The organism is Pseudomonas sp. Q12-87 (genome assembly GCF_001269755.1).
Taxonomy (GTDB): domain Bacteria; phylum Pseudomonadota; class Gammaproteobacteria; order Pseudomonadales; family Pseudomonadaceae; genus Aquipseudomonas; species Aquipseudomonas fluorescens_S.
Window position 1 is genome coordinate 1 of record NZ_LHVI01000008.1, and the last position, 19524, is coordinate 19524.

Annotated in this window: 19 protein-coding genes; 8 read left to right on the forward strand and 11 right to left on the reverse strand. The window is 59.7% G+C overall.

All coding sequences use genetic code 11. The annotated features are described in order from the left end of the window. Positions 1 to 32: 32 nt before the first annotated feature. The 6 genes from AD663_RS03955 to AD663_RS03980 form a co-directional block, all read right to left on the reverse strand. Positions 33 to 371: a HopJ type III effector protein gene (locus AD663_RS03955; RefSeq protein WP_003178063.1), complete on the reverse strand. Its 339-nt coding sequence runs from the start codon at positions 369 to 371 to the stop codon at positions 33 to 35. Then, a complete protein-coding gene (locus AD663_RS03960) occupies positions 364 to 660 on the reverse strand; it encodes a DUF1244 domain-containing protein (RefSeq protein WP_003178064.1) in 297 nt (98 codons plus the stop codon). The genes AD663_RS03955 and AD663_RS03960 overlap by 8 nt, the downstream gene beginning before the upstream one ends. A 39-nt stretch (positions 661 to 699) precedes the next feature. Beyond that, positions 700 to 1071, reverse strand: a complete 372-nt coding sequence (gene folX / locus AD663_RS03965; RefSeq protein ID WP_003178065.1) for a dihydroneopterin triphosphate 2'-epimerase — start codon at positions 1069 to 1071, stop codon at positions 700 to 702. Next, a complete protein-coding gene (gene folE, locus AD663_RS03970; protein ID WP_003178066.1) occupies positions 1072 to 1632 on the reverse strand; it encodes a GTP cyclohydrolase I FolE in 561 nt (186 codons plus the stop codon). 20 nt (positions 1633 to 1652) lie between these two features. Further along, entirely contained in the window at positions 1653 to 2363 is a 711-nt protein-coding gene (gene folM, locus AD663_RS03975; protein WP_003178067.1) for a dihydromonapterin reductase, read from the reverse strand. A gap of 121 nt (positions 2364 to 2484) precedes the next feature. Continuing rightward, on the reverse strand, positions 2485 to 3045 hold the full coding sequence (locus AD663_RS03980) for an antibiotic biosynthesis monooxygenase (protein ID WP_003178068.1): 561 nt from the start codon (positions 3043 to 3045) through the stop codon (positions 2485 to 2487). Positions 3046 to 3266: 221 nt separating this feature from the next. Between AD663_RS03980 and AD663_RS03985 the strand changes: the two genes are divergently transcribed. Then, entirely contained in the window at positions 3267 to 4226 is a 960-nt protein-coding gene (locus tag AD663_RS03985) for a MerR family transcriptional regulator (protein WP_053213314.1), read from the forward strand. Between the two features lies 1 nt (position 4227). Here AD663_RS03985 and AD663_RS03990 read toward each other — a convergent pair whose 3' ends face one another. Further along, entirely contained in the window at positions 4228 to 4833 is a 606-nt protein-coding gene (locus AD663_RS03990) for a hypothetical protein (RefSeq protein WP_003178070.1), read from the reverse strand. Positions 4834 to 4887: 54 nt separating this feature from the next. After that, positions 4888 to 5364 (reverse strand): PAS domain-containing protein, encoded by a 477-nt coding sequence (locus tag AD663_RS03995; RefSeq protein WP_003178071.1) that lies wholly within the window; start codon positions 5362 to 5364, stop codon positions 4888 to 4890. 154 nt (positions 5365 to 5518) lie between these two features. Between AD663_RS03995 and AD663_RS04000 the strand changes: the two genes are divergently transcribed. The 4 genes from AD663_RS04000 to AD663_RS04015 all read left to right on the forward strand — a co-directional run bounded on the left by AD663_RS04000 (position 5519) and on the right by AD663_RS04015 (position 8955). Further along, positions 5519 to 5974, forward strand: a complete 456-nt coding sequence (locus AD663_RS04000) for a flavodoxin (RefSeq protein WP_003178072.1) — start codon at positions 5519 to 5521, stop codon at positions 5972 to 5974. A gap of 139 nt (positions 5975 to 6113) precedes the next feature. Next, complete coding sequence (locus tag AD663_RS04005) at positions 6114 to 6896, forward strand: class II aldolase/adducin family protein (protein ID WP_053213315.1); 783 nt, start codon at positions 6114 to 6116, stop codon at positions 6894 to 6896. Continuing rightward, entirely contained in the window at positions 6896 to 7798 is a 903-nt protein-coding gene (locus tag AD663_RS04010; protein WP_053213316.1) for an alpha/beta fold hydrolase, read from the forward strand. The genes AD663_RS04005 and AD663_RS04010 overlap by 1 nt, the downstream gene beginning before the upstream one ends. A 245-nt stretch (positions 7799 to 8043) precedes the next feature. After that, positions 8044 to 8955: an SDR family oxidoreductase gene (locus AD663_RS04015; RefSeq protein WP_053213317.1), complete on the forward strand. Its 912-nt coding sequence runs from the start codon at positions 8044 to 8046 to the stop codon at positions 8953 to 8955. Positions 8956 to 9167: 212 nt separating this feature from the next. Here the strand turns inward: AD663_RS04015 and AD663_RS04020 are convergent, their stop codons facing one another. Next, positions 9168 to 9419 carry a bacteriocin immunity protein gene (locus AD663_RS04020; RefSeq protein WP_033045914.1) on the reverse strand — a complete coding sequence of 84 codons (252 nt, stop codon included), beginning with the start codon at positions 9417 to 9419 and terminating at the stop codon, positions 9168 to 9170. Continuing rightward, positions 9419 to 12160 carry an S-type pyocin domain-containing protein gene (locus AD663_RS04025; protein ID WP_053213318.1) on the reverse strand — a complete coding sequence of 914 codons (2742 nt, stop codon included), beginning with the start codon at positions 12158 to 12160 and terminating at the stop codon, positions 9419 to 9421. Before AD663_RS04025 ends, AD663_RS04020 begins: the two co-directional genes overlap by 1 nt. A gap of 634 nt (positions 12161 to 12794) precedes the next feature. On the opposite strand from AD663_RS04025, the gene AD663_RS04030 reads away from it, so the two are divergent. The 3 genes from AD663_RS04030 (at position 12795) to AD663_RS04040 (ending at position 18678) form a co-directional block, all read left to right on the forward strand. After that, positions 12795 to 14588 carry a DUF1302 domain-containing protein gene (locus AD663_RS04030; protein WP_003178079.1) on the forward strand — a complete coding sequence of 598 codons (1794 nt, stop codon included), beginning with the start codon at positions 12795 to 12797 and terminating at the stop codon, positions 14586 to 14588. Positions 14589 to 14610: 22 nt separating this feature from the next. Further along, positions 14611 to 15978, forward strand: a complete 1368-nt coding sequence (locus AD663_RS04035) for a DUF1329 domain-containing protein (protein ID WP_053213319.1) — start codon at positions 14611 to 14613, stop codon at positions 15976 to 15978. 150 nt (positions 15979 to 16128) lie between these two features. Beyond that, positions 16129 to 18678 (forward strand): LuxR C-terminal-related transcriptional regulator, encoded by a 2550-nt coding sequence (locus AD663_RS04040; RefSeq protein WP_053213320.1) that lies wholly within the window; start codon positions 16129 to 16131, stop codon positions 18676 to 18678. On the opposite strand, the gene AD663_RS04045 is transcribed toward AD663_RS04040, so the two are convergent. Then, entirely contained in the window at positions 18675 to 19493 is an 819-nt protein-coding gene (locus AD663_RS04045) for an IclR family transcriptional regulator (protein ID WP_003178083.1), read from the reverse strand. The genes AD663_RS04040 and AD663_RS04045 overlap by 4 nt on opposite strands. Positions 19494 to 19524 lie beyond the last annotated feature (31 nt).

Consider the following 19524-nt stretch of genomic DNA (forward strand, 5'->3'; position numbering starts at 1 on the left):
AAAAGCGGATCTCACCACACAGGCAGGGTTGATCAGCGCCGTTGCAGCGGCTGCGCCTCGAATTTCACCCCCGCCAACCCATGGACCATCAGCGCACGGATATTGCCGTGATCGCTGCCTTCGGGCGTGGCCAGCACCGAGCGGTAATGTTCGCCAAACGCCAGGAGTGCTTCTTCATCGCTCAAGCCTTCGAGCAGCGCCAGGCCCAGGGTCTTGCACGAACCTTCGTTCTGCCCGGCAGCGTTTTCTACGCCGCCGTTGTTGAACGCCTGTGGCTGGTAGTCGTAGCCGGCGGCGATAAAGGCCAAGGTGTCGGCAAAGAGGTGTTCGCCGCTCTTGAGGCGGGTTCGCAGGGCATTCAGATCAAGCATCGGGTTTTCCTTTGGCGAACGCCGCTTGTTGTTCGGCGCTGGCTTCTTGCTGGTATTGGGCTTTCCATTCGGCGTACGGCATGCCGTAGACCACTTCGCGGGCGTCGTCGAGGCTGACCTCGATCTGGCGCTCATCGGCGGCGGCCTTGTACCACTTGGACAGGCAGTTGCGGCAGAAACCGGCGAGGTTCATCAGGTCAATGTTCTGCACATCCTTGCGGCTGTCCAGATGAGTGACCAGCCGGCGGAAAGCGGCGGCTTCGAGTTCGAGGCGTTCTTGAGGAGACATAGGACTCACTGCGAATGTAAGGATAGGGGTAGCTTGCGGCTAGCGGCTTGCAGCCAAGGTGATCGAGACCGACTCGGCAAATCGCAAGGCGTGGGGCTTGTCGACTTCGACCTCGGCGTACAGCACCGATTCGTTGGCCATGACCAGGTCGAGCAATTCCTGGGTCAGGCGTTCGAGCAGGGCGAAGCGATTGCCTTCCACGTGGGCGATGATCGCCTTGGTGATGGTGCGGTAGTTCAGCGCATGATCGATGTCGTTATCGCGGACTGCCTCCTGTGCTGCATACAGGATGGTCAGGTTGATCAGCACGTCCTGCTTGTTGAGGATTTCGTCCTCATTGATGCCGATGAAGGTGCGCAGGCGCAGGTCCTTGACCTTGATGCGTGCCATGGCTGGCTGAAGTTGTGGCATTTATTTGCTCCGTCGAATCAATTGCAAGAACTCCTGGCGGGTGGTGCTGGACTCGCGAAAGGCGCCGAGCATCACCGAGGTGTTCATGGTCGAGTTCTGTTTTTCGACACCGCGCATCATCATGCACATGTGTTGGGCTTCGATCACCACCGCCACGCCGGCGGCCTGGGTGACCTGTTGCACCGCGTCGGCGATCTGCCGGGTAAGGTTTTCCTGGATTTGCAGGCGGCGCGCGAACATATCCACCAATCGGGCGATCTTCGACAGTCCCAGGACCTTGCCCGTAGGAATATAAGCCACATGGGCCTTGCCGATGAAGGGCAACAGGTGATGTTCGCACAGCGAATACAGCTCGATGTCGGCGACGATGACCACTTCATCGCTGTCCGAGGCAAACAGGGCGCCGTTGACGATCTGCTCGACACTTTGTTCATAGCCGTTGCACAGGTACTGCATCGCCTTGGCCGCCCGTACCGGGGTGTCCAGCAAGCCCTCGCGCTCCGGGTCTTCGCCCAGGCCAATGAGGATCTCGCGGTAGTTCTGGGGCAGGGATAGCGTCATGGTGCATCCTCGGGGCAGGGCTATTTGACGTGCCGCCCGCCGTTGACGGTCAGGGTCGTGCCGGTGACGTAGGGATTGTCCAGCAAGTAACGCAGGCTTTGGTAGACCACTTCGCTGCCGGGTTCGATGCCCAGGGCGGACTTGGCCAGGGCCTTGGCACGGTAGGCCGCGTCGTCCTCGGGGTTGAACAGTAGCAGGGCCGGGGCGATGCCATTGACTTTGATGGCGGGCGCGAACTTCGCCGCGAACGACAGGGTCAGGCTTTCCAGGCCGGCCTTGGTGGCGCAATAGGCGATATGCCGACTGCTGCCCTTGCGTGTCACATCATCGCCGATATGCACGATGTCCGCTGGCGTCGAGCGCCGCAGCAGTTCGGCGCAATGCAGGTTGATCAGGTAGGGCGCAAGCATATGCACACTGAACATGGCGTTGAACGCCGCTGCCTCACTGCCCGGATTTTCGGCCAGCCAGGCCGAGGCGTTGTGCACGACAGCCCGCAGTCGGTCGGTGTGCTGCTTGAGCTGTTCGATAAAGGCCAGTATCCCCGCTTCACTGGAGAAATCAGCGAAGAGCATGATCGCTCCCAGCTCACGCAGCGTTTGCACGCCGGGACGTTCGGTGCGATAGGTCGCGATCACCGGTTGGCCGTCTTCCAGCAACCGTCGGGCGCAATGCAGCCCGACGCGCTGGGCTGCGCCGGTGATCAGGATCGGGGCGGTGGCGCTGGACATGGGTGGGCTCGGTTCACTGCAAAAGCAAAACTATAACAGCGACGCCGGGCGCGTCCTATGTACAAAGGTCAATCCGGTCGCGACTCAACTGCCCACAGGAATACTGTTGAGGCTGCTGGCATCAATGATTCTGAGCGGCCGGCTGCGTCCGTCGTGGCGTGCCGTTGAGCCAGTTCGCCAACAGATGAGTGGACATCGGAATAAACAGGTAGACCATCAATGGCGTCAGCACCAGCGTACTGATGAACACCCGGCTCAGCAGGCCCAATTCACCCAGCAGCGGGCCCAGCAGGAAATTGAACAACAGCGACACGGGGAAGAACGCGAGCCAGATCGCCACGGCCTGTTTCCAGCGCGGCGGCCGCTGGCCGACGGTACCGAACCAGCCATCGATACCACGAACCCGATGTTCGGAGGGATGGGCAAACAGATCACCGCCCCGTCCCAGCCAGGCCGTGCGGGACGCCGAGTGTTCCCAGGCGTGCAGGGTCTGCTCGTCGGCAAAGCGGAAAATAATCTGGAATTCGTCGTCCTGGGGCGGTGGCGCGAGGACGCCCGAGCCCAGGTAGCCGGGGAAATCGGTGGCCAATTGTTCGCCTTCGCGCAGCCAGGCGATCAGGTCTTGATAGCGGCCATTGGCGACGCGGCGGGCCACCATCAACGTGACGGGTGAGGTAGACATTTTGTATCTCCGTAAAACAGGCGCGGTGCTCCGGATAGGAGGTTCGCGGGGGACGCCCCGGGGTGGTGGGTAGCGTCTGGTCGCCAAAAAACAGGCAAGGATTATTCCCGATTGCGCGCAAAACAACAAAACCGCACGTCAAAGGCCGTTTGTTGTTGTAATGACGTGTCGGAGTGGGAGTAAACTGGGATCCAATTTGCCAGTCGGATTTGTCTGCCAAAATGAGCGTAAACACAGAAGACAACCTTGTTCTGCTGGCATCCGGTGCCTTGAAACGCGAGGAACTGTTCCCCATTCGCGAAGTGGCGCGCTTGACCGGCGTGAACCCAGTGACGCTTCGCGCATGGGAGCGGCGCTACGGTCTGATCCAGCCTACTCGCACCGAAAGCGGGCACCGTCTGTATTCTCTGGGCGATATCGAAAAAGTGCGCAACATCCTGGCCTGGATCGAGCGCGGCGTGGCGGTGAGCAAAGTCGGTAAGATCCTGGCAAAGACCGAGTCGGTGCAACCGGTCTCCACGCTGATCTCGTCCGATCTGGTCAGGGCCGATTATGCCCAGTGGCAGCAACAGGTGATGGACGCGGTCGGCAAGTTTGACGATGTGGAAATGGATCGTGTCTACGGGCAGATTTTTTCCACCTACGCCGTGCCGATCGTATTCCAGGACATCCTGCTGCCCATCTGGCGGCAATTGCTGCAACGCCAGCAGGAATTCGGCCGGACCAGCGAATGGGTATTCTTCGACGGCTTCCTGCGTTCGCGCATCATCCAGCGGCTTTTGCTCAAGCGCGAAGGCTATTCGCCGCGTGTGCTGATCTGCGGTATCTTCGGCCAGTGCCGTGAGTTGGATCTGCTGGTTGCGGCGTTGTTTCTTTCCAAGGCTGAGGTAGGCGTCCGGGTCTTGGCGATCGGCTTGCCCTTCGACGAGTTGACCCTGGTGTGCCAGAAGATCCAGCCTTTGGCGCTGGTGCTGGTGTCCAACCACGCGCCAGTCCCTGATTTACCGAAGCGCCTCTCGAGGTTGGCGATGAGCCTGGATTGTCCGTTGATGTTGGCTGGTGATGCGTCCGAGTTGGCACAGGATGCCCTGGCTGGGTCGTCGATCGCCTGTTTGGGGAATGAGGGAACCATGATGCCCCGGCGCCTGCGTCAATTTTTGGCGGGCAACCTGGACACCTGAATCAGAGGTGCATGGTCGGATGGGTCAAACGATGTTGCTGCAGGATGTATTGGCGCAGGCGCTCGGTCTCGTCTTGATCATTCTGGCTCAGGTGATAGGCGAACAACCCTTGGTCCGTTTCCCGCTCAAAGACGCCTCGCAACGAAATTCTCTCGTAGCCTGACGGGCTGAACCACAAAGAAAACTGCCTGGGTGGCTTGGCGCGACTGCGACTCTCCAAGAGGACGCCTTTACAGGAGACTTCGTGGACCCAGAGGGGGCCCGGCTGGCCCTTGATGTTTTCCAGGGCTACGGGCTCGTCGAGCGTCAGGCGCCACGGGCGGATTTTCGGCCCGTCTTCATAGATGCTCGGAACGCCCAGGCGCAAGTGCATCGCATGGAATTCGTCTTCTACCAGGTGCAACGGAAAGGTCATTTGCTGATTTTCGAAATTGGCTTGTAGCGTGACCTGCTCGTTTGCCGCCAGGCGCGTCAGCAGGTCACGGATCTGCGATCCACCATTCACCAGCAGGCTCGACGTGACATCCCGCTCGTTCAACTGCGGGTTGTGCTGCATGGTGCGGATGAAATCCAGTTCATCCTGGGTGAGAAGGGCGTCACGCTGCATGATCTGCTCGAAATAAAAATTTACGTTTTCACTGGTGATTGTAGTGACTGACCATTAATTCGGGGTTTTGTTTGAACCGTTCGTCGCTTCAAGACGGGCAATTGTCTCCCGCGCGTCGGCCAGGTCCTTTTCGAGCTGGATGACCCGTTGTTGAGCCTTGACCTGGGCGGTGACATCTTTTTGCACACCTACGAAATAAGTGCGCCCATCAGCTTCGTTTTTTACCGTGGACAGTGACAGCTCGTTCCAGAACGGAGTGCCGTCCTTGCGGTAATTGCGCAGCACTTCGCGACAGGCTCCGCCTTCCTTCAACGCCTTGCGGATGTGTTCCAAGGACGGCTGGTCGCGATCGCCCGATTGCAGGAACCGGCAATCTTGGTAGAGGACTTCATCGCGGTGATAGCCGGTCAGTCGTTCGAAGGCCGGATTGACATAAATGAGGATGTTGTCTTCGTCGCCTTCTTGTTCAGCGACGACAATTCCGTCGTTAGATGCATTGATGACCAGTTGCATCAGTTGAGCGTTGATCATGGAGAACCCCTCTGCACGTCCCTGTTGAAGCAGCATTCTAGAAGAAAGCCGGGGGCTGTCTACTGGCCATTACCGGTATTGAGAGCCATTCGCGGCTTTGTGGGCGCAACTGTTACCATGACGGCTCTTTTATACAGTTTCAGGGAACAGATTGATGAAAGTCGCCATCCTTTCCGGCTCGGTTTATGGCACCGCTGAAGAAGTCGCCCGGCATGCTGCCAAGCTGCTTCTTGAAGCCGGGTTCCAAGCCTGGCACAACCCCCGTGCCACCTTGGCGGAGATACAAGCGTTCGGCCCGCAGGCTCTGCTGGCGGTGACCTCGACCACGGGCATGGGCGAGTTGCCTGACAGCTTGATGCCGTTGTATTCGAACATTCGCGATCAGCTCCCAGCTTTTTTTCGTGGCTTGCCCGGCGCGGTGATCGGCCTGGGCGATGCCAGTTACGGAGATACCTTCTGCGCGGGTGGCGAGCAGATGCGCGAACTGTTCGCCGAGCTGGGGGTGCACGAGGTGTTGCCGATGCTGCGCCTGGATGCCAGCGAAAGTGTAACGCCGGAAACCGACGCCGAGCCTTGGCTGGCTGAATTGGTCGGTGCGCTGCGCTCTTGAGTCGTTTGGCTGACCCGCTCGGTCAGTAAGCTGGCTGCCAATGCAACTACCGCTGCTGGAGGAGCTGACTAGACTGGTTTTCTTGCATGTGAAGTCTTGATGACAGGATTCCTATAATAAGAAACCAGAGGTCAGAGCCGTGAGCGTAGCGCCCCTCCAAACGACACCCAGCGTCAAGGAACAGGTCAGTGCGGCCGAGTGGCAAACCCGGGTGGATCTTGCCGCCTGTTATCGGCTTGTCGCACTGCATGGGTGGGATGACCTGATCTTCACCCACATTTCCGCGAAAGTCCCCGGCACCGAGGATTTCCTGATCAACCCGTTCGGGTTGATGTTCCATGAAATCACCGCTTCCAGCCTGGTCAAAGTCGACCAGGCCGGTAACAAGCTGATGGACAGCCCCTACGAAATCAACCCGGCGGGCTACACCATCCACAGCGCGGTCCATGAGGTGCGCCATGACGTGGCCTGCGTGCTGCACACGCACACCGCGTCCGGCGTTGCGGTCTCGGCACAGAAGCAAGGCGTGTTGCCGATCAGCCAGCAATCGCTGTTCGTGCTGTCGAGCCTGGCCTATCACGCTTACGAAGGGGTGGCCTTGAACCATGAGGAAAAGGCGCGCTTGCAGGCGGACCTGGGCGAAAGCAACTTCCTGATGCTGCACAACCATGGCTTGCTGACGTGCGGCGGCACCATCGCCGATACCTTCCTGATGATGTTCACTTTTCAGCGGGCCTGCGATATTCAGGTCATGGCACAGAACGGCGGGGCCGAATTGATAGCCATTGAACCGCAGATCCTGGCCGGCGCCCGGGCGATGATCGCCGGCGTAACCAAAAGCGCCCAAGGCATGGGTGGCGCGCTGGCCTGGCCGGCGCTGCTGCGCAAGCTCGATCAACAAGACGGCGGGTATAGAAACTGATGCACCCCGCCCAGATCCCCCTGCGTATCTGGCGCCAGCGTAGCCAGACCTTCATGTTTCGCGGCCATGCCATCCGTTATTGGGTCGCGGGCCAGGGCGAGCCACTGCTGCTGATCCATGGTTTCCCCACGGCCAGTTGGGATTGGCATTACCTGTGGCAGCCGTTGGCACAGCGCTACCGTGTAATAGCATGCGATATGCTCGGGTTCGGCGATTCCGCCAAGCCCATCGACCATACCTACAGCCTGCTGGAGCAGGCGGATCTGCAACAGGCTTTGCTGGCGCATCTGAAAGTGAATCAAGCGGTGCATGTGCTGGCCCATGACTATGGGGACAGCGTCGCCCAGGAGCTCATCGCGCGGCACTACGAAGCGCGCACCCAGCTCGCCAGTTGCGTCTTTCTCAATGGCGGTCTCTTCCCGGAGACTCATCGCCCCGTACTGGTCCAGAAGCTGTTGCTCAGCCCCCTGGGCTGGTTAATCGGCCGGGCATTCTCCCGACAAAGCCTGGCGAAAAGCTTCCGCGAGATTTTCGGCCCCGACAGTGCCCCCACTGAAAGCGAGCTGGATGATTTCTGGAGCCTGATACAAACCCATCATGGCCCAAGGATCATGCACAAACTCATCGCCTATATTCCCGAACGACGGGTGCAGCGTGACCGCTGGGTGCGGGCGATGCAGCGCGGTGAAATACCGTTGCGGGTGATCGACGGCGCGCTCGATCCGATTTCCGGTGAACACATGGTGGCGCGCTACGAGGCCCTGATCCCGAACCCCGATACGGTGTTGCTACCCGATATCGGCCACTACCCGCACACCGAGGCGCCGTTGCAGGTACTCAAGCATTACCTGGCGTTTCGCGAAAACATCGCCGCGCCACACAGGCAGTTGGCCTGCTCATGACCCTGGCAGGCAGGCCTTCGGGCGTTTACGAGACCACATTCCACCGTAGATCCCTTGTGGGATCGAGCTTGCTCGCGATAGCGGTACGTCTGCCAGCAGCCAATCGAATGCGCCGCCGTGGCCTGGGCCCGCATCATCCCCCCGCCTTATCGCCCACCATTCACTCGCAATCGTGTTGATTGTGACCGGCTGATTTGTGCCGGACACTCGTGCCCATTGTCCTGTCGGCCTGCTGGAGTTCTGCCATGAATGAGTCTGTGCGCTTCGAAGATAAAGTCGTGATCGTCACGGGGGCCGGCGGTGGCCTGGGCCGTGCCCATGCGCTGCTGTTCGCCAGGCAAGGGGCGAAGGTGCTGGTCAACGACCTCGGCGGCTCCGCGCAGGGCGAAGGTGCCAACGCCTCGGCGGCGGACCGGGTGGTCGCCGAGATCCGCGAGGCAGGCGGCATTGCCGAGGCCAACCACGACTCGGTCACCGATGGCGACAAGCTTGTACAGAACGCCCTCGATGCCTTTGGCCGGGTCGACGTGGTGGTCAACAACGCCGGGATCCTGCGGGACAAGACCTTTCACAAGATGGACGACGCCGACTGGGACCTGGTCTATCGCGTCCATGTCGAAGGCGCTTACAAAGTCACCCGCGCCGCGTGGCCTCACCTGCGCGAGCAAAACTATGGACGGGTGATTTTCACCGCTTCCACCTCGGGCATCTACGGCAACTTCGGCCAATCCAACTACGGCATGGCCAAGCTCGGTCTTTATGGCCTGACCCGTACCCTGGCCATTGAAGGGCGCAAGAACAACATTCTGGTCAATGCCATCGCCCCCACTGGCGGCACCCGCATGACCGAAGGCCTGATCCCGCCGCAGGTGTTCGAGCAACTCAAACCCGAACTCGTCAGCCCTCTGGTGGTGTACCTGGCGAGTGAAACCTGCCAGGAAACCTCCGGCCTGTTCGAAGTGGGCGGCGGCTGGATGGGCAAGGTGCGCTGGGAGCGCAGCCTGGGCGCGGGCTTTGATCCGCGCAAAGGTTTTTCGCCCGAAGATGTCGCCGCTCATTGGCAGCAGATCTGTGATTTCGAGGATGCGGTGCATCCGAACGATAATCTTGAAGCGTTGAAGGAAATGATGGCGAATCTGCAGCGTTACGCTGTTTAGCCCGTTGCCTCGACCGCTTGCCGTCGTCAACGGCAACGACGGTCAGGGAAAGTATTTCTTCACCAAGGCCGTCCGGTTCGCGGCGGTCTCGATAGAGCACGGGTTTATCCCGTACGGCTTCTGTTGCGGGTTATTGGGGCACCGCTCTTGTATGATCAATGAACCCTTTCGCTGCATCTATCAGCAGCGAAAGGGCGCAGATTTAAACAGGCTCAGGGCTGCTTGAAGCCTGGTTTTCCGTTGGCCGCGCGCCAGTTTTTTATCTCGTCGACTATCGCCTCAGAGCTTTCCTTGCCAGGCTCGGGATAAAATAGAAGATCCGATCCTGCGGGGTGCTCTGAGATTCTCTCGAATTCTAGTACTGCATCGACATCGGCTTCTTCTGAAGGATAGTTGCCCTCTGAAATTTCTATTACAAATGCGAGGAACTCTTTCTCGGTTATGTCTGTTATTGAGTTTTTCATTACTTGCGCTCTCTATGAATTTCAATGTGTCTTTTAGGAGTGATGAGAGTAATGTTGTCGATATCGTAAACTTGACCATTTAAGGAGATGAAATGTTTGTGGTGAAGTTCATATCTTGTTCGGGCGCCAATTTTTTCAGCTTTCCTGACGTAGGCGGAGCGTCCTTTCTCCATACGAACCCGATTGCGTAAATTAAACTGTTGAGAAAGTATAGGATCCCCAGCGACGGCTTTCCAAAAAGCCTCCCGAAACCCCCTGAAATTCCTGAATTCCTTCCCTCTCAACTGTTCCGCAATCTGCGACGGAATAGGTGCCCCTTCTCCTTTTGATGCTGCATCCGCCCATATCCCTGAAACGGGAGTACCACTGCCCAGTGCAACCCCAGGATCTTCCCGCCGATCCCTGAACATGACGTACAGAGGCGGCAGGCCTGAGTCGATTGGGAAGACGAAAATATAATCATCGAAGCTGTTTACGGTTATTTCGGGGAACGGATCGATCCTTCCCGAAATGGGCGTAACCGATGCGCCTGTATAAACAGGCGGGGCAGGCGGTTCGGCGGGAAGCGCGGTGGAACTGTTTGCGGGTTGAACGACCGGCGTCCACGTCAAAGTTCTGGGTGGGGTTTCTTCAGTTTTAGCGATGTAGAGGTTCTGTTGCGCGTTATAGGTAACGGGCGCCACTCGGACTTTCGACGGGTGGGTTACACCATCAGTGTTGATCACCAGGATCTCTGACTGGTCATCCGCTGCTTCTTGGGAAGTGAGGCGTACCGGCAAGTCAACGACTCCGTCGGCCGCCGCGATTGCATGCAAGTCGTGGTGATGTGTCGGCGCGAGCTCGGAAAGTGGTGTGCTGAACGCATATCGCTCGGGTAATTCACCGTTCGCAAGCTTGGGTGAATAGAGCAGCGCGCCAAAACCCGCCAAGGCCGGCCCTGCCACTGCCGTGAGCGATTCGACAGCCATGGCGACTGCGGCTCGTAGCGCAGCCTGGATAGCCAAGGTCGCTTCCGGGCTTATGGCCAGGCTACTGCCGACGAGTGTGAACACTGGACCGGCTGCGGCTGACGCACCCGGTATTGGATATGCGCGCCCCGCCAGGACTTGTTCCAGTGCTTGTGCCTGGGCTACGCGTAGGGTCTCGGCTTCGGCCGCCTTGCGTGCTTCTTCCGCGGATACCCATTCATCAGAACTGTTAAAGACGGTATAAATCGGTGGAATACCCGACTCGACTGGGAACACCGTGACGAACCCGCTGCCAAAATCATAATCCTCTAGCTCCGGTTCCTCCGCTAACCAGTTGATAGAGGCCCAAGGGCTCCTGCCCTCATAGAGAACAATATTTGGGACGCTAAAAGGCCGAGTCGTAGATGCGTCGGTCCCTTTTACGATGGGCGTCCAGGTCATCCTGATAGACGAGCCGTCCGGACTGTAGGACCTATAGACATTGTTGTGGGGGTCGAGTGTCGCAAGCCTGATCGGCACGCTGGAGGGTACCGATGTTCCGTCGGCGCCCGCCACGACGAAATCCATTTCGTGATTGGTGGTCACTGAGCCCAAGACAACCGGGAGATCGATTTCTCCTTTTGATACTGCAACTGCAAGTAAATCATTGGCGTTGTCGGGTACAAACTCTGATAGCGGAACACTCAGGGCGTAGCGTTCTCCGTTGCCAAGCTCTGACGGGTCGACAAGTGTTGCAAAGCCTGCGACGGCGGGTAACGCTGTTGCTGCAACCGCTTCTAGGATCGCCGAAACCGCGGAGCGTAACTCATCCGCGATACCCGAGGCGGTCACAGGGTTGGGAGCAAGACTCCCTCCTGCAATTGTAAATACGGGGCCGGCGGCTGCGGCGGAGCCCGATACGGGAAATGTACGGGTAGCCCGGTCTGGTTTACGTGCCTTCTGAACTTCTGCCTGGCGCCTCGCTTCTTCCGCGTCCCGTTCTGCAATGCGGGCCCATCTTTCGGCCTCCCATAACGCCATGGCGGCCTCGTGGGCTTGTTTAGCCGCTACTGTTGCGGCAACCTGTGCAATCCGTGCTTGTTCTTCAGCAGCGCGTTTAGCCTCGGCTTCGGCTGCCTTGCGCGCCTGTTCCTGTGCCAGGCGTTCGGCTTCCGCTTGGGCCCTTGCCTGAGCCTCTGCGGCTGCTTTCGCGTTTGCCTCGGCAATGGCTTTGTTGTGTGCGGCTAAGCGAGCATCCATTAGCTTGATTTGCTCAGCCAGAAACTTCGCCTCGTACGCCGCAGCATAAGAGACATTCCACTTGGAAATGGCATTGTAATAAGCCCTTTGTCCTCCACGACGGCCAATGAGCTCGAAACCTTTATAACGTGCGTCTTGAGTTTTGTGTGTCAGTGGATCATGACCATAATAAAGATTAGCTATTGCTATGTGTTGTTGATGGTCTGTCCTCGCTTTGAAAAGTTGTAATTTGAGTGTTCGCAATTCAATTTCGATCGCATCGGTTCCAGGAGGAACCACCGCAGCAACGGCCGCTCTTGTTTTTGCGAGTTCGGCGTTGGTTATATTAATGATATTGCCGATATTTTCGTTGAAAAGTTCTTCCGTGGATGTGTTGCTTTCCTCCAGCCAATCATAGGCATAATCCATGGCGTCGTAGGCACGATCGGAGTGGTCTGGGCCTGATACGCGACTTGCGCTAAATCCAAACCCGTCAGATGACGAAGGTGTGCGAGGTATACCTCTATTCACAAGGATGTTTTTTTCTTGCTGCATATCGAGTTCCTTTCGAATCGAATCTGAATAGCCAAACCGTCATTCAGCACGTACGGTCGTTCGTGGCTATTTGCGTAGCCCCCCATCCTGGGCGACCAAGGAAACTATAAGTTCGATCTCTAAATGCAGGCAGGTGAGCCTTTCCGACAATAACGTAGGAAACAAGAAGTTTTAACTCGGAAATAACCCCACATAAAAAAGGCCGCTGCAAAAAGCAGCGGCCTAAGGCATGACGTTGCAAAGGAGCTACAAATCAACGTCGGTAAAACACGGGATGACGGACCGATACACCAGCCCATCCGAATGACGGTGCGCCAGGCATGAGGGATGCCGCGGCGACTTGTGCTTGCAGGCCCGTTGCCCTGCAAGCCCGGCCAGCATAGGCATCGAGCCCAGCGGGAAACAGCCCGGATCCGGACATGCACCGTTGCAGGGCGTGTAACAGTAGCAGGTGCCGCATGAATATGCGCGGCGCTGATAGTCCATCATCCAGAGCGTCCATGCGCAGCGCAAAGGCCCGTCTCGCATGGGCTGTAATCCTTTTTAGGTACAGCGCGAATACCTCCTTGGTGCGCTTATCGCCCATGGCGTGCGGCAGTAGGGTGAAGCCTCTGTCACTCACCGGGGAAGACGCATGACAACAATAACAATGCGCGCCATCTTCAAGCCGCAGGCGCTGGCCGCCGCGGTGGCCTTGGGCTGCTGTGCCCAGGCGCAGGCCGTTTCATTCAACATTGGCGAGATCGAGGGTCAGTTCGACTCGTCGCTGTCCGTGGGCGCGAGCTGGGGCATGCGCGATGCCGACAAGGATCTGGTGGGCACGGTCAATGGCGGCAGGGGCCAGTCCTCCACCGGCGATGATGGGCGGCTGAACTTCAAGAAGGGCGAGACCTTTTCCAAAATCTTCAAAGGCCTGCACGACCTTGAACTCAAGTACGGCGACACCGGTGTGTTCGTGCGTGGCAAGTATTGGTATGACTTCGAACTCAAGGACGAAGGTCGCGAATTCAAGGACATCAGCGACAGCAACCGCAAGGAAGGCGCCAAGTCGTCCGGCGCGCAAATTCTCGATGCCTTCGTCTATCACAACTACTCCATCGCCGATTTGCCGGGCACCGTGCGGGCCGGCAAGCAGGTGGTCAGTTGGGGGGAAAGTACCTTCATCGGCAACTCCATCAACAGCATCAACCCGGTGGACGTATCCGCGTTCCGTCGCCCGGGTGCGGAGATCAAGGAAGGCCTGATCCCGGTGAACATGCTGTTCGCTTCCCAGGGTCTGACCGACAAGCTCACCGTCGAAGGTTTTTATCAACTGGAGTGGGACCAGACGGTTGTGGATAACTGCGGCACCTTCTTCGGTAACGATGTGGTGGCCGATGGCTGTACGACCGGTTACACCGTTGGTAGCCCGGCGATTGCGCCATTCGTGCCATTGACGCGTGCGTTCGGCCAGGAAATCCAAGTGAACCGCGAAGGGGTCGTCGTTGCCCGTGGCGGCGACCGCGATGCCCGGGATTCCGGCCAGTGGGGCACGGCGTTGCGCTGGCTCGGCGATGACACCGAGTACGGCCTGTACTTCATGAATTACCACAGCCGCACGCCTACCGTCGGGACCACAACGGCGGGGCTCTCGACCTTGGCAGCGTTGCCGGGAATGGTCGGGATTGCCAACGGCCTGGCCCCTGGCAGCGGCGCGGGCCTGGCCCAGAGCGTGATGCTGGGACGCGGTCAGTATTACCTTGAATACCCGGAAGACATTCGCCTGTACGGCGCCAGTTTCTCCACCACGCTGCCCACCGGTACCGCGTGGACTGGGGAAATCAGCTACCGCCCCAACGCCCCGGTGCAGATCAATACCAACGACCTGACCCTGGCGCTGGTCAACCCCATCGCTGGCGGCGCGGCATCGCCGATTGCAACCACGCCGGGTGCGGATAACACCGGTTACCGGCGCAAGGAAGTGACCCAGATCCAGAGCACCATGACCCATTTTTTCGACCAAGTGCTGGGCGCTGATCGCCTGACCGTGGTCGGCGAGGCGGCGGTGGTGCACGTCGGTGGCCTGGAGTCCAAGGACAAGCTGCGTTATGGCCGTGATTCGGTCTACGGTCAGTACGGGTTTGGCGGCGACACCGATGGCTTTGTCACCTCGACTTCCTGGGGCTATCGCGCCCGGGCGATCCTCGACTATTCCAACGTCATTGGCGGCGTGAACTTCAAGCCCAACGTGTCGTGGTCCCACGATGTGGCCGGTTACGGCCCCAACGGCCTGTTCAACGAAGGCGCCAAGGCCATCAGCGTCGGTGTCGATGCCGACTACCGCAACACCTACACCGCCAGCCTGAGCTACACCGACTTTTTTGGCGGCGACTACAACGTCCTTGAAGACCGCGACTTCCTCGCGTTGAGCTTCGGCGTGAACTTCTGATCTGGCTGACAAGGAAAACCCAATGCGCAAGATGATCCTGCAATGCGGTGCCCTGGCCCTGAGCCTGTTGGCCGCGAACGTGATGGCGGCGGTTTCGCCGGATGAAGCGAACAAGCTGGGCACCAGCCTCACGCCCATAGGCGCGGAAAAGGCCGGCAATACCGATGGCTCGATCCCGGCCTGGACCGGTGGGATTGCGAAAAATGCCGGCGCCGTGGACAGCAAGGGTTTCCTGGCCGACCCGTTCGCCAATGAAAAACCGCTGTTTACCATCACCGCCGCGACGGTGGACAAGTACAAGGACAAGCTGTCCGAAGGGCAGGTGGCGATGTTCAAGCGCTACCCCGAAACGTACAAGATCCCGGTGTACCCGACCCATCGCAGTGTTGCGCTGCCGCCGGAGGTCTACGAGGCGGCCAAGCGCAGCGCCCTCAATGTGACATCCATCAACGACGGTAACGGCTTGTCCAATTTCACCGGCAACCGCTACTACGCGTTCCCGATCCCCAAGAACGGCGTGGAAGTGATCTGGAACCACATCACCCGCTATCACGGTGGCAACCTGCGGCGCATCATCACCCAGGCCACGCCACAGACCAATGGCGGTTTCACGCCGATCCGCTTTGAAGAAGAAATCGCTGTGCCGTTCCTGATCAAGGATGCCGACCCGGAAAAGGCCAGTAACGTGCTGACCTATTTCAAGCAGGAGGTCACCGCCCCGGCGCGCCTGGCCGGCAACGTGCTGCTGGTGCATGAGACGCTGGACCAAGTGAAGGAACCGCGTCTGGCCTGGATCTACAACGCCGGCCAGCGGCGCGTACGTCGCGCCCCGCAAGTGGCGTATGACGGGCCAGGCACCGCCGCCGACGGGTTGCGCACCTCCGACAACTTCGACCTGTTTTCCGGCGCCCCGGACCGCTACGACTGGAAGTTGGTCGGCAAGAAGGAAATGTACATCCCGTACAACAGCTACAAGCTCGACTCGCCCAGCCTCAAGTACGACGATGTGATCAAGGCCGGCCACATCAATCAGGACCTGACCCGCTATGAACTGCACCGGGTTTGGGAAGTGGTCGGTACGGTCAAGCCCAGCGAGCGGCACATCTACGCCAAGCGCCACATGTATTTCGACGAAGACAGCTGGCAGGCGGCACTGGTGGATCACTACGACGGTCGCGGCCAACTGTGGCGCGTGGCCGAAGGTCATGCCCAGTTCTACTACGACCATCAAAACCCGGGCTACACCCTTGAAGCGCTCTACGACATCATCGCCGGCCGCTACATCGCGTTGGGCATGAAGAACGAAGAGAAACACAGCTACGTGTACGGTTTCGAAGCCCGGGCGGCCGACTACACGCCGGCGGCTTTGCGTTCGACCGGGGTTCGCTAAGGGTTCGCCACGCTGGAACAATCACTAACGACCGGCAAGGGGCTTGCCGGTCGTTTTTTTATGGGCGCCAATCAGCGCGCTGAATACTTCTCCAAAGGTCAGCGACACAGGTCTAGGGTGGTGGAACAACAATAAACAGGATCTTCGCAAATGACTGCCATGACCCCGTGTCCGGACCGTCCAGGATTGCTGCCTCGCCTGTCCTCGACGCACATGCCGCGGCGGTCCTTGAGCGAGCCCCTGTTGAGCTCCGAAGCGCGGGTAAAGCTGCTGTGCGCGCCGGCGGGCAGTGGCAAGAGCGCATTGTTCGCCGAATGTTTTCTCCAAGCCCCCGGCGACTGTCGACTGCACTGGTTGCCGCTGGGAGGTGCTGCGCTGGATGCGGCGCAAATGTGCGAGCGGTTGGCACAGACCCTCGGGTTGCCGGTGATGGACGAAGCCGGGCTCCTGGCCCATCTGGCGCGGTTGCAGACGCCCACCTGGCTGTTCCTGGATGATTATTGCCGGGTGCCCAATCCCGGGCTGGACCAGTTTCTCGATCGTCTGTTGAGCGCCAGCAGTCCAGCGCTGCAACTGTGGCTCAATGGCCGGCGTCGGCCTCACTGCAATTGGCCGCGATTGTTGCTCAATGACGAGCTGCATGAATTTGACGTGCAGGCGTTGCTCTTCACCGCACAGGATGTCGAGCAGTTGCTTCGCCATCTGCCTGGCCCGCAGGTGACCCGCACCGCCCGCGAAGTGATTCAGCGCAGTGGCGGTTGGTGCGCCGGGGTGCGCATCACCTTGCTCGAACGCTGTGAGTGGGCGCGCAGTCACGCATCGCCGAGTCGGGCGGGGACCTTGCCAGATTACCTTGAGTACGAGTTGTTCAGCTCGCTGACTGCGGACTTGGCCCAGGCCTGGCGAGTACTGGCGCACCTGCCGCGCTTCAATGCGCGGCTGTGCGAGCATTTGTTTGGCGACACTGTGGGCGCGCAGTGCCTGCCCTTGCTGCTGGAGCTGGGGTGTTTCATCGAGCCGTGGGAGCAGACGTCGGACTGGTTGCAGATTTTCCCCGCCTTGGCGCGGTTGGTGCGCGAGGAGCCCTGGTCGCAACGGCGCTCCTGGCATCGACGGGCCTGCCAGTGGTTCGCTGCCGAGCAGGATTGGCAGATGGCCTTCGAGCAGGCCATGCTCGCCGAGGAGTTCGAGACGGCCGTCAGCTTGTTGCAGCATTTGAGTTTCGAGCACGTCTTGCAGCACCAGAATGTGCAGCTGTTGCTGAATCTGCATGATCAACAAGGCGAGGCCCTGAGCCTCGGCACGCCGCAGTCGGTAGGGTTGGTCACCGCAGCCCTGCTGTTCGCCGGACGTTTCGATCAGGCGCAGGTGTGCATCGAACAACTGTCCCGATTCGCGCCGCAACCGCTGGCGGGGCGGCAGCGCCAATTGGTGGCGCGCTGGCAGGTGCTGCGGGGCTGGCTTCTGCACCTCTGCGGTGATGGCGAGCCGGCGCGCGAGCATTTCCTCCAGGCCCAGGCCAGCCTCGATCCGCAAGCCTGGGCGTTGCGGCTGCTGTGCCTGTTGGGGTTGACGCAACAGGCGCTGCTCAACGGTGAACTGGCGTCTGCACAATGGACTAACCGCCAGGCGTTATGCCTGGCTCGCGCCCACGGCTCGCTGGTGTTTGAAGGTTTGCTGGAGCTGGACCACGCCCAAGTGCTGGAACAGCGCGGTGCGCCTCACCGGGCCGATCATCTGCTCAGCGAGGTCCAGGCGTTGCTCGATAAGCCAGGCCAGGATTTTTCCGCGCTGCTGGGACGCATTGCCCTGCGACGCGGGCGCCTGGCATTGCGCATGGGGCAGGAAGAGTGGGCCGCCGAGCAGTTTCAAACGGGCTTGGAAACGGGCCTGCGCAACCAGGACAAACAGGTGCTCTACGGCTTTCTCGGCAAGGCCTGCCTGGCTGCCCACCAGGGCGACTATGGCGAAGCGTTCGCGCAACTGCGCGATGCCGAACGGATCATGCAGCAGCGGCACATCCCCGACACCGTTTACCGTGGCGTCTTGCTGCAAACCAGTTGCCAGTTCTGGTTGCAACAGGGGCGTGCGGAGCTGGCCCATGAAGCCTTGACCCGAGTCCTGCGGCATTTTCGCGGACCGCAGGCCAAGCATGCGCCTCCGGCGACCCTGGAGCTGATTGCACGACTTGAATACTTGCTGGTGCTGACCGAGGTCTACCTGCATCAGGCACCGGACGCGGTAGCGCGCTTGCAGGCAATGATCGCCCGGGCCCAGCATAGTGAAATGCACAGCCTGGAAACGGAGCTGCACCTGGCGTTGACTGAAGTCGTCTGGTTGTCCGGTGACCGCGCCCAGGCCCGCGTGCTCATGCAGGAAGGGTTCAAGCGCGTCAGCTGTTGGCGGGCCGAGCAGGCTTTGCGCGAGCTGCGCCTGCGCCAGCCCGACCTGTTGCGCTGGGCTCAATCGACAACGCCGATCGAACAGGTGGCCGCCAATGAAGACACCTTGCTCAGTCATCGTGAACTGGAAGTGCTGGAGTTGATTGCCCAAGGGCATTCAAATCAGCAGATCGCCGAACGTCTGTTCATTTCGTTGCACACAGTGAAGACTCACGCGCGTCGCATACACAGCAAGCTGGGGGTGCAGCGGCGCACGCAAGCGGTGGCAAAAGCCAAGGTCATGGGTGTCATGGGCTAGAACGACTCGACGCGCAGGGTTTGATCCGAGCCAGGACTCGCCTCATAACCCATACGCCAACTCACGGCCCGGGTCGCCGACAACAGTCGTTGCGCCGCCGGGCCGTTTTCATCAGCGTGGAACAACGATGTCGGACCGACAATCGTCATGACCGCCGCCACCTGGCCGATCGCATTGAACACCGGGGCGGACAAGGCATCCACGCCCGGCATCAGCAAACCATGCACGTGATGCAGGCCGCGATTACGGATTTGCTCGCACAGGGTGGCATAGGCCTGGTCGTCGGCCAGGGCATGGTGGGTGGTGCCTTCGACTTCCTGTTCCCGCAAGCCGATCGTCTCGCGTTCCGGCAGAAAGGCACTGAATACCAGCCCCGTGGATGAGCTGAGCAGCGGCAATACCGAGCCCAGTTGTGTCACCACGGTCACGGCCCGCACGGCCGGTTCGATGCGCACCACGGTCGCGCCATGGTTGCCCCACACCGCCAGGAAACAGGTTTCGTTCAGGTCGTCGCGCAACTCGGCCAGGGGCAGGGCGGCCACTTGCAACACGTCCATGCCGTTCAAGGCCGCCAAACCCACGCGCAGGGCTTCGCGACCCAAGCCGTAGTGGTTGGTGGCCGCGTTCTGCTCGGCAAAACCACTGGCGATCAACGCCTGCAAGTATCGATGAACCTTGCTTGCCGGCATTTGCACGTGTTCGGCCAGGCGTGACAGTGACGTGGAGGGGGACAGTTCGGCCAGGGCCTTGAGAATGTCGGTGCCGACTTCGGCCGAGCGGACTTTCTGTTTACCGTTGCTGAGCGGGGTTTCCATGGCGGCGCTGGGTCCAGAGGCGAATGGGCGT

Coding starts and splice junctions, on each gene's coding strand:
- AD663_RS03955 (WP_003178063.1), bottom strand. CDS start 371: ATGCTTGATCTGAATGCCCTGCGAACCCGCCTCAAGAGCGGCGAACAC.
- AD663_RS03960 (WP_003178064.1), bottom strand. CDS start 660: ATGTCTCCTCAAGAACGCCTCGAACTCGAAGCCGCCGCTTTCCGCCGG.
- folX (WP_003178065.1), bottom strand. CDS start 1,071: ATGCCACAACTTCAGCCAGCCATGGCACGCATCAAGGTCAAGGACCTG.
- folE (WP_003178066.1), bottom strand. CDS start 1,632: ATGACGCTATCCCTGCCCCAGAACTACCGCGAGATCCTCATTGGCCTG.
- folM (WP_003178067.1), bottom strand. CDS start 2,363: ATGTCCAGCGCCACCGCCCCGATCCTGATCACCGGCGCAGCCCAGCGC.
- AD663_RS03980 (WP_003178068.1), bottom strand. CDS start 3,045: ATGTCTACCTCACCCGTCACGTTGATGGTGGCCCGCCGCGTCGCCAAT.
- AD663_RS03985 (WP_053213314.1), top strand. CDS start 3,267: ATGAGCGTAAACACAGAAGACAACCTTGTTCTGCTGGCATCCGGTGCC.
- AD663_RS03990 (WP_003178070.1), bottom strand. CDS start 4,833: ATGCAGCGTGACGCCCTTCTCACCCAGGATGAACTGGATTTCATCCGC.
- AD663_RS03995 (WP_003178071.1), bottom strand. CDS start 5,364: ATGATCAACGCTCAACTGATGCAACTGGTCATCAATGCATCTAACGAC.
- AD663_RS04000 (WP_003178072.1), top strand. CDS start 5,519: ATGAAAGTCGCCATCCTTTCCGGCTCGGTTTATGGCACCGCTGAAGAA.
- AD663_RS04010 (WP_053213316.1), top strand. CDS start 6,896: ATGCACCCCGCCCAGATCCCCCTGCGTATCTGGCGCCAGCGTAGCCAG.
- AD663_RS04015 (WP_053213317.1), top strand. CDS start 8,044: ATGAATGAGTCTGTGCGCTTCGAAGATAAAGTCGTGATCGTCACGGGG.
- AD663_RS04020 (WP_033045914.1), bottom strand. CDS start 9,419: ATGAAAAACTCAATAACAGACATAACCGAGAAAGAGTTCCTCGCATTT.
- AD663_RS04025 (WP_053213318.1), bottom strand. CDS start 12,160: ATGCAGCAAGAAAAAAACATCCTTGTGAATAGAGGTATACCTCGCACA.
- AD663_RS04030 (WP_003178079.1), top strand. CDS start 12,795: ATGACAACAATAACAATGCGCGCCATCTTCAAGCCGCAGGCGCTGGCC.
- AD663_RS04035 (WP_053213319.1), top strand. CDS start 14,611: ATGCGCAAGATGATCCTGCAATGCGGTGCCCTGGCCCTGAGCCTGTTG.
- AD663_RS04040 (WP_053213320.1), top strand. CDS start 16,129: ATGACTGCCATGACCCCGTGTCCGGACCGTCCAGGATTGCTGCCTCGC.
- AD663_RS04045 (WP_003178083.1), bottom strand. CDS start 19,493: ATGGAAACCCCGCTCAGCAACGGTAAACAGAAAGTCCGCTCGGCCGAA.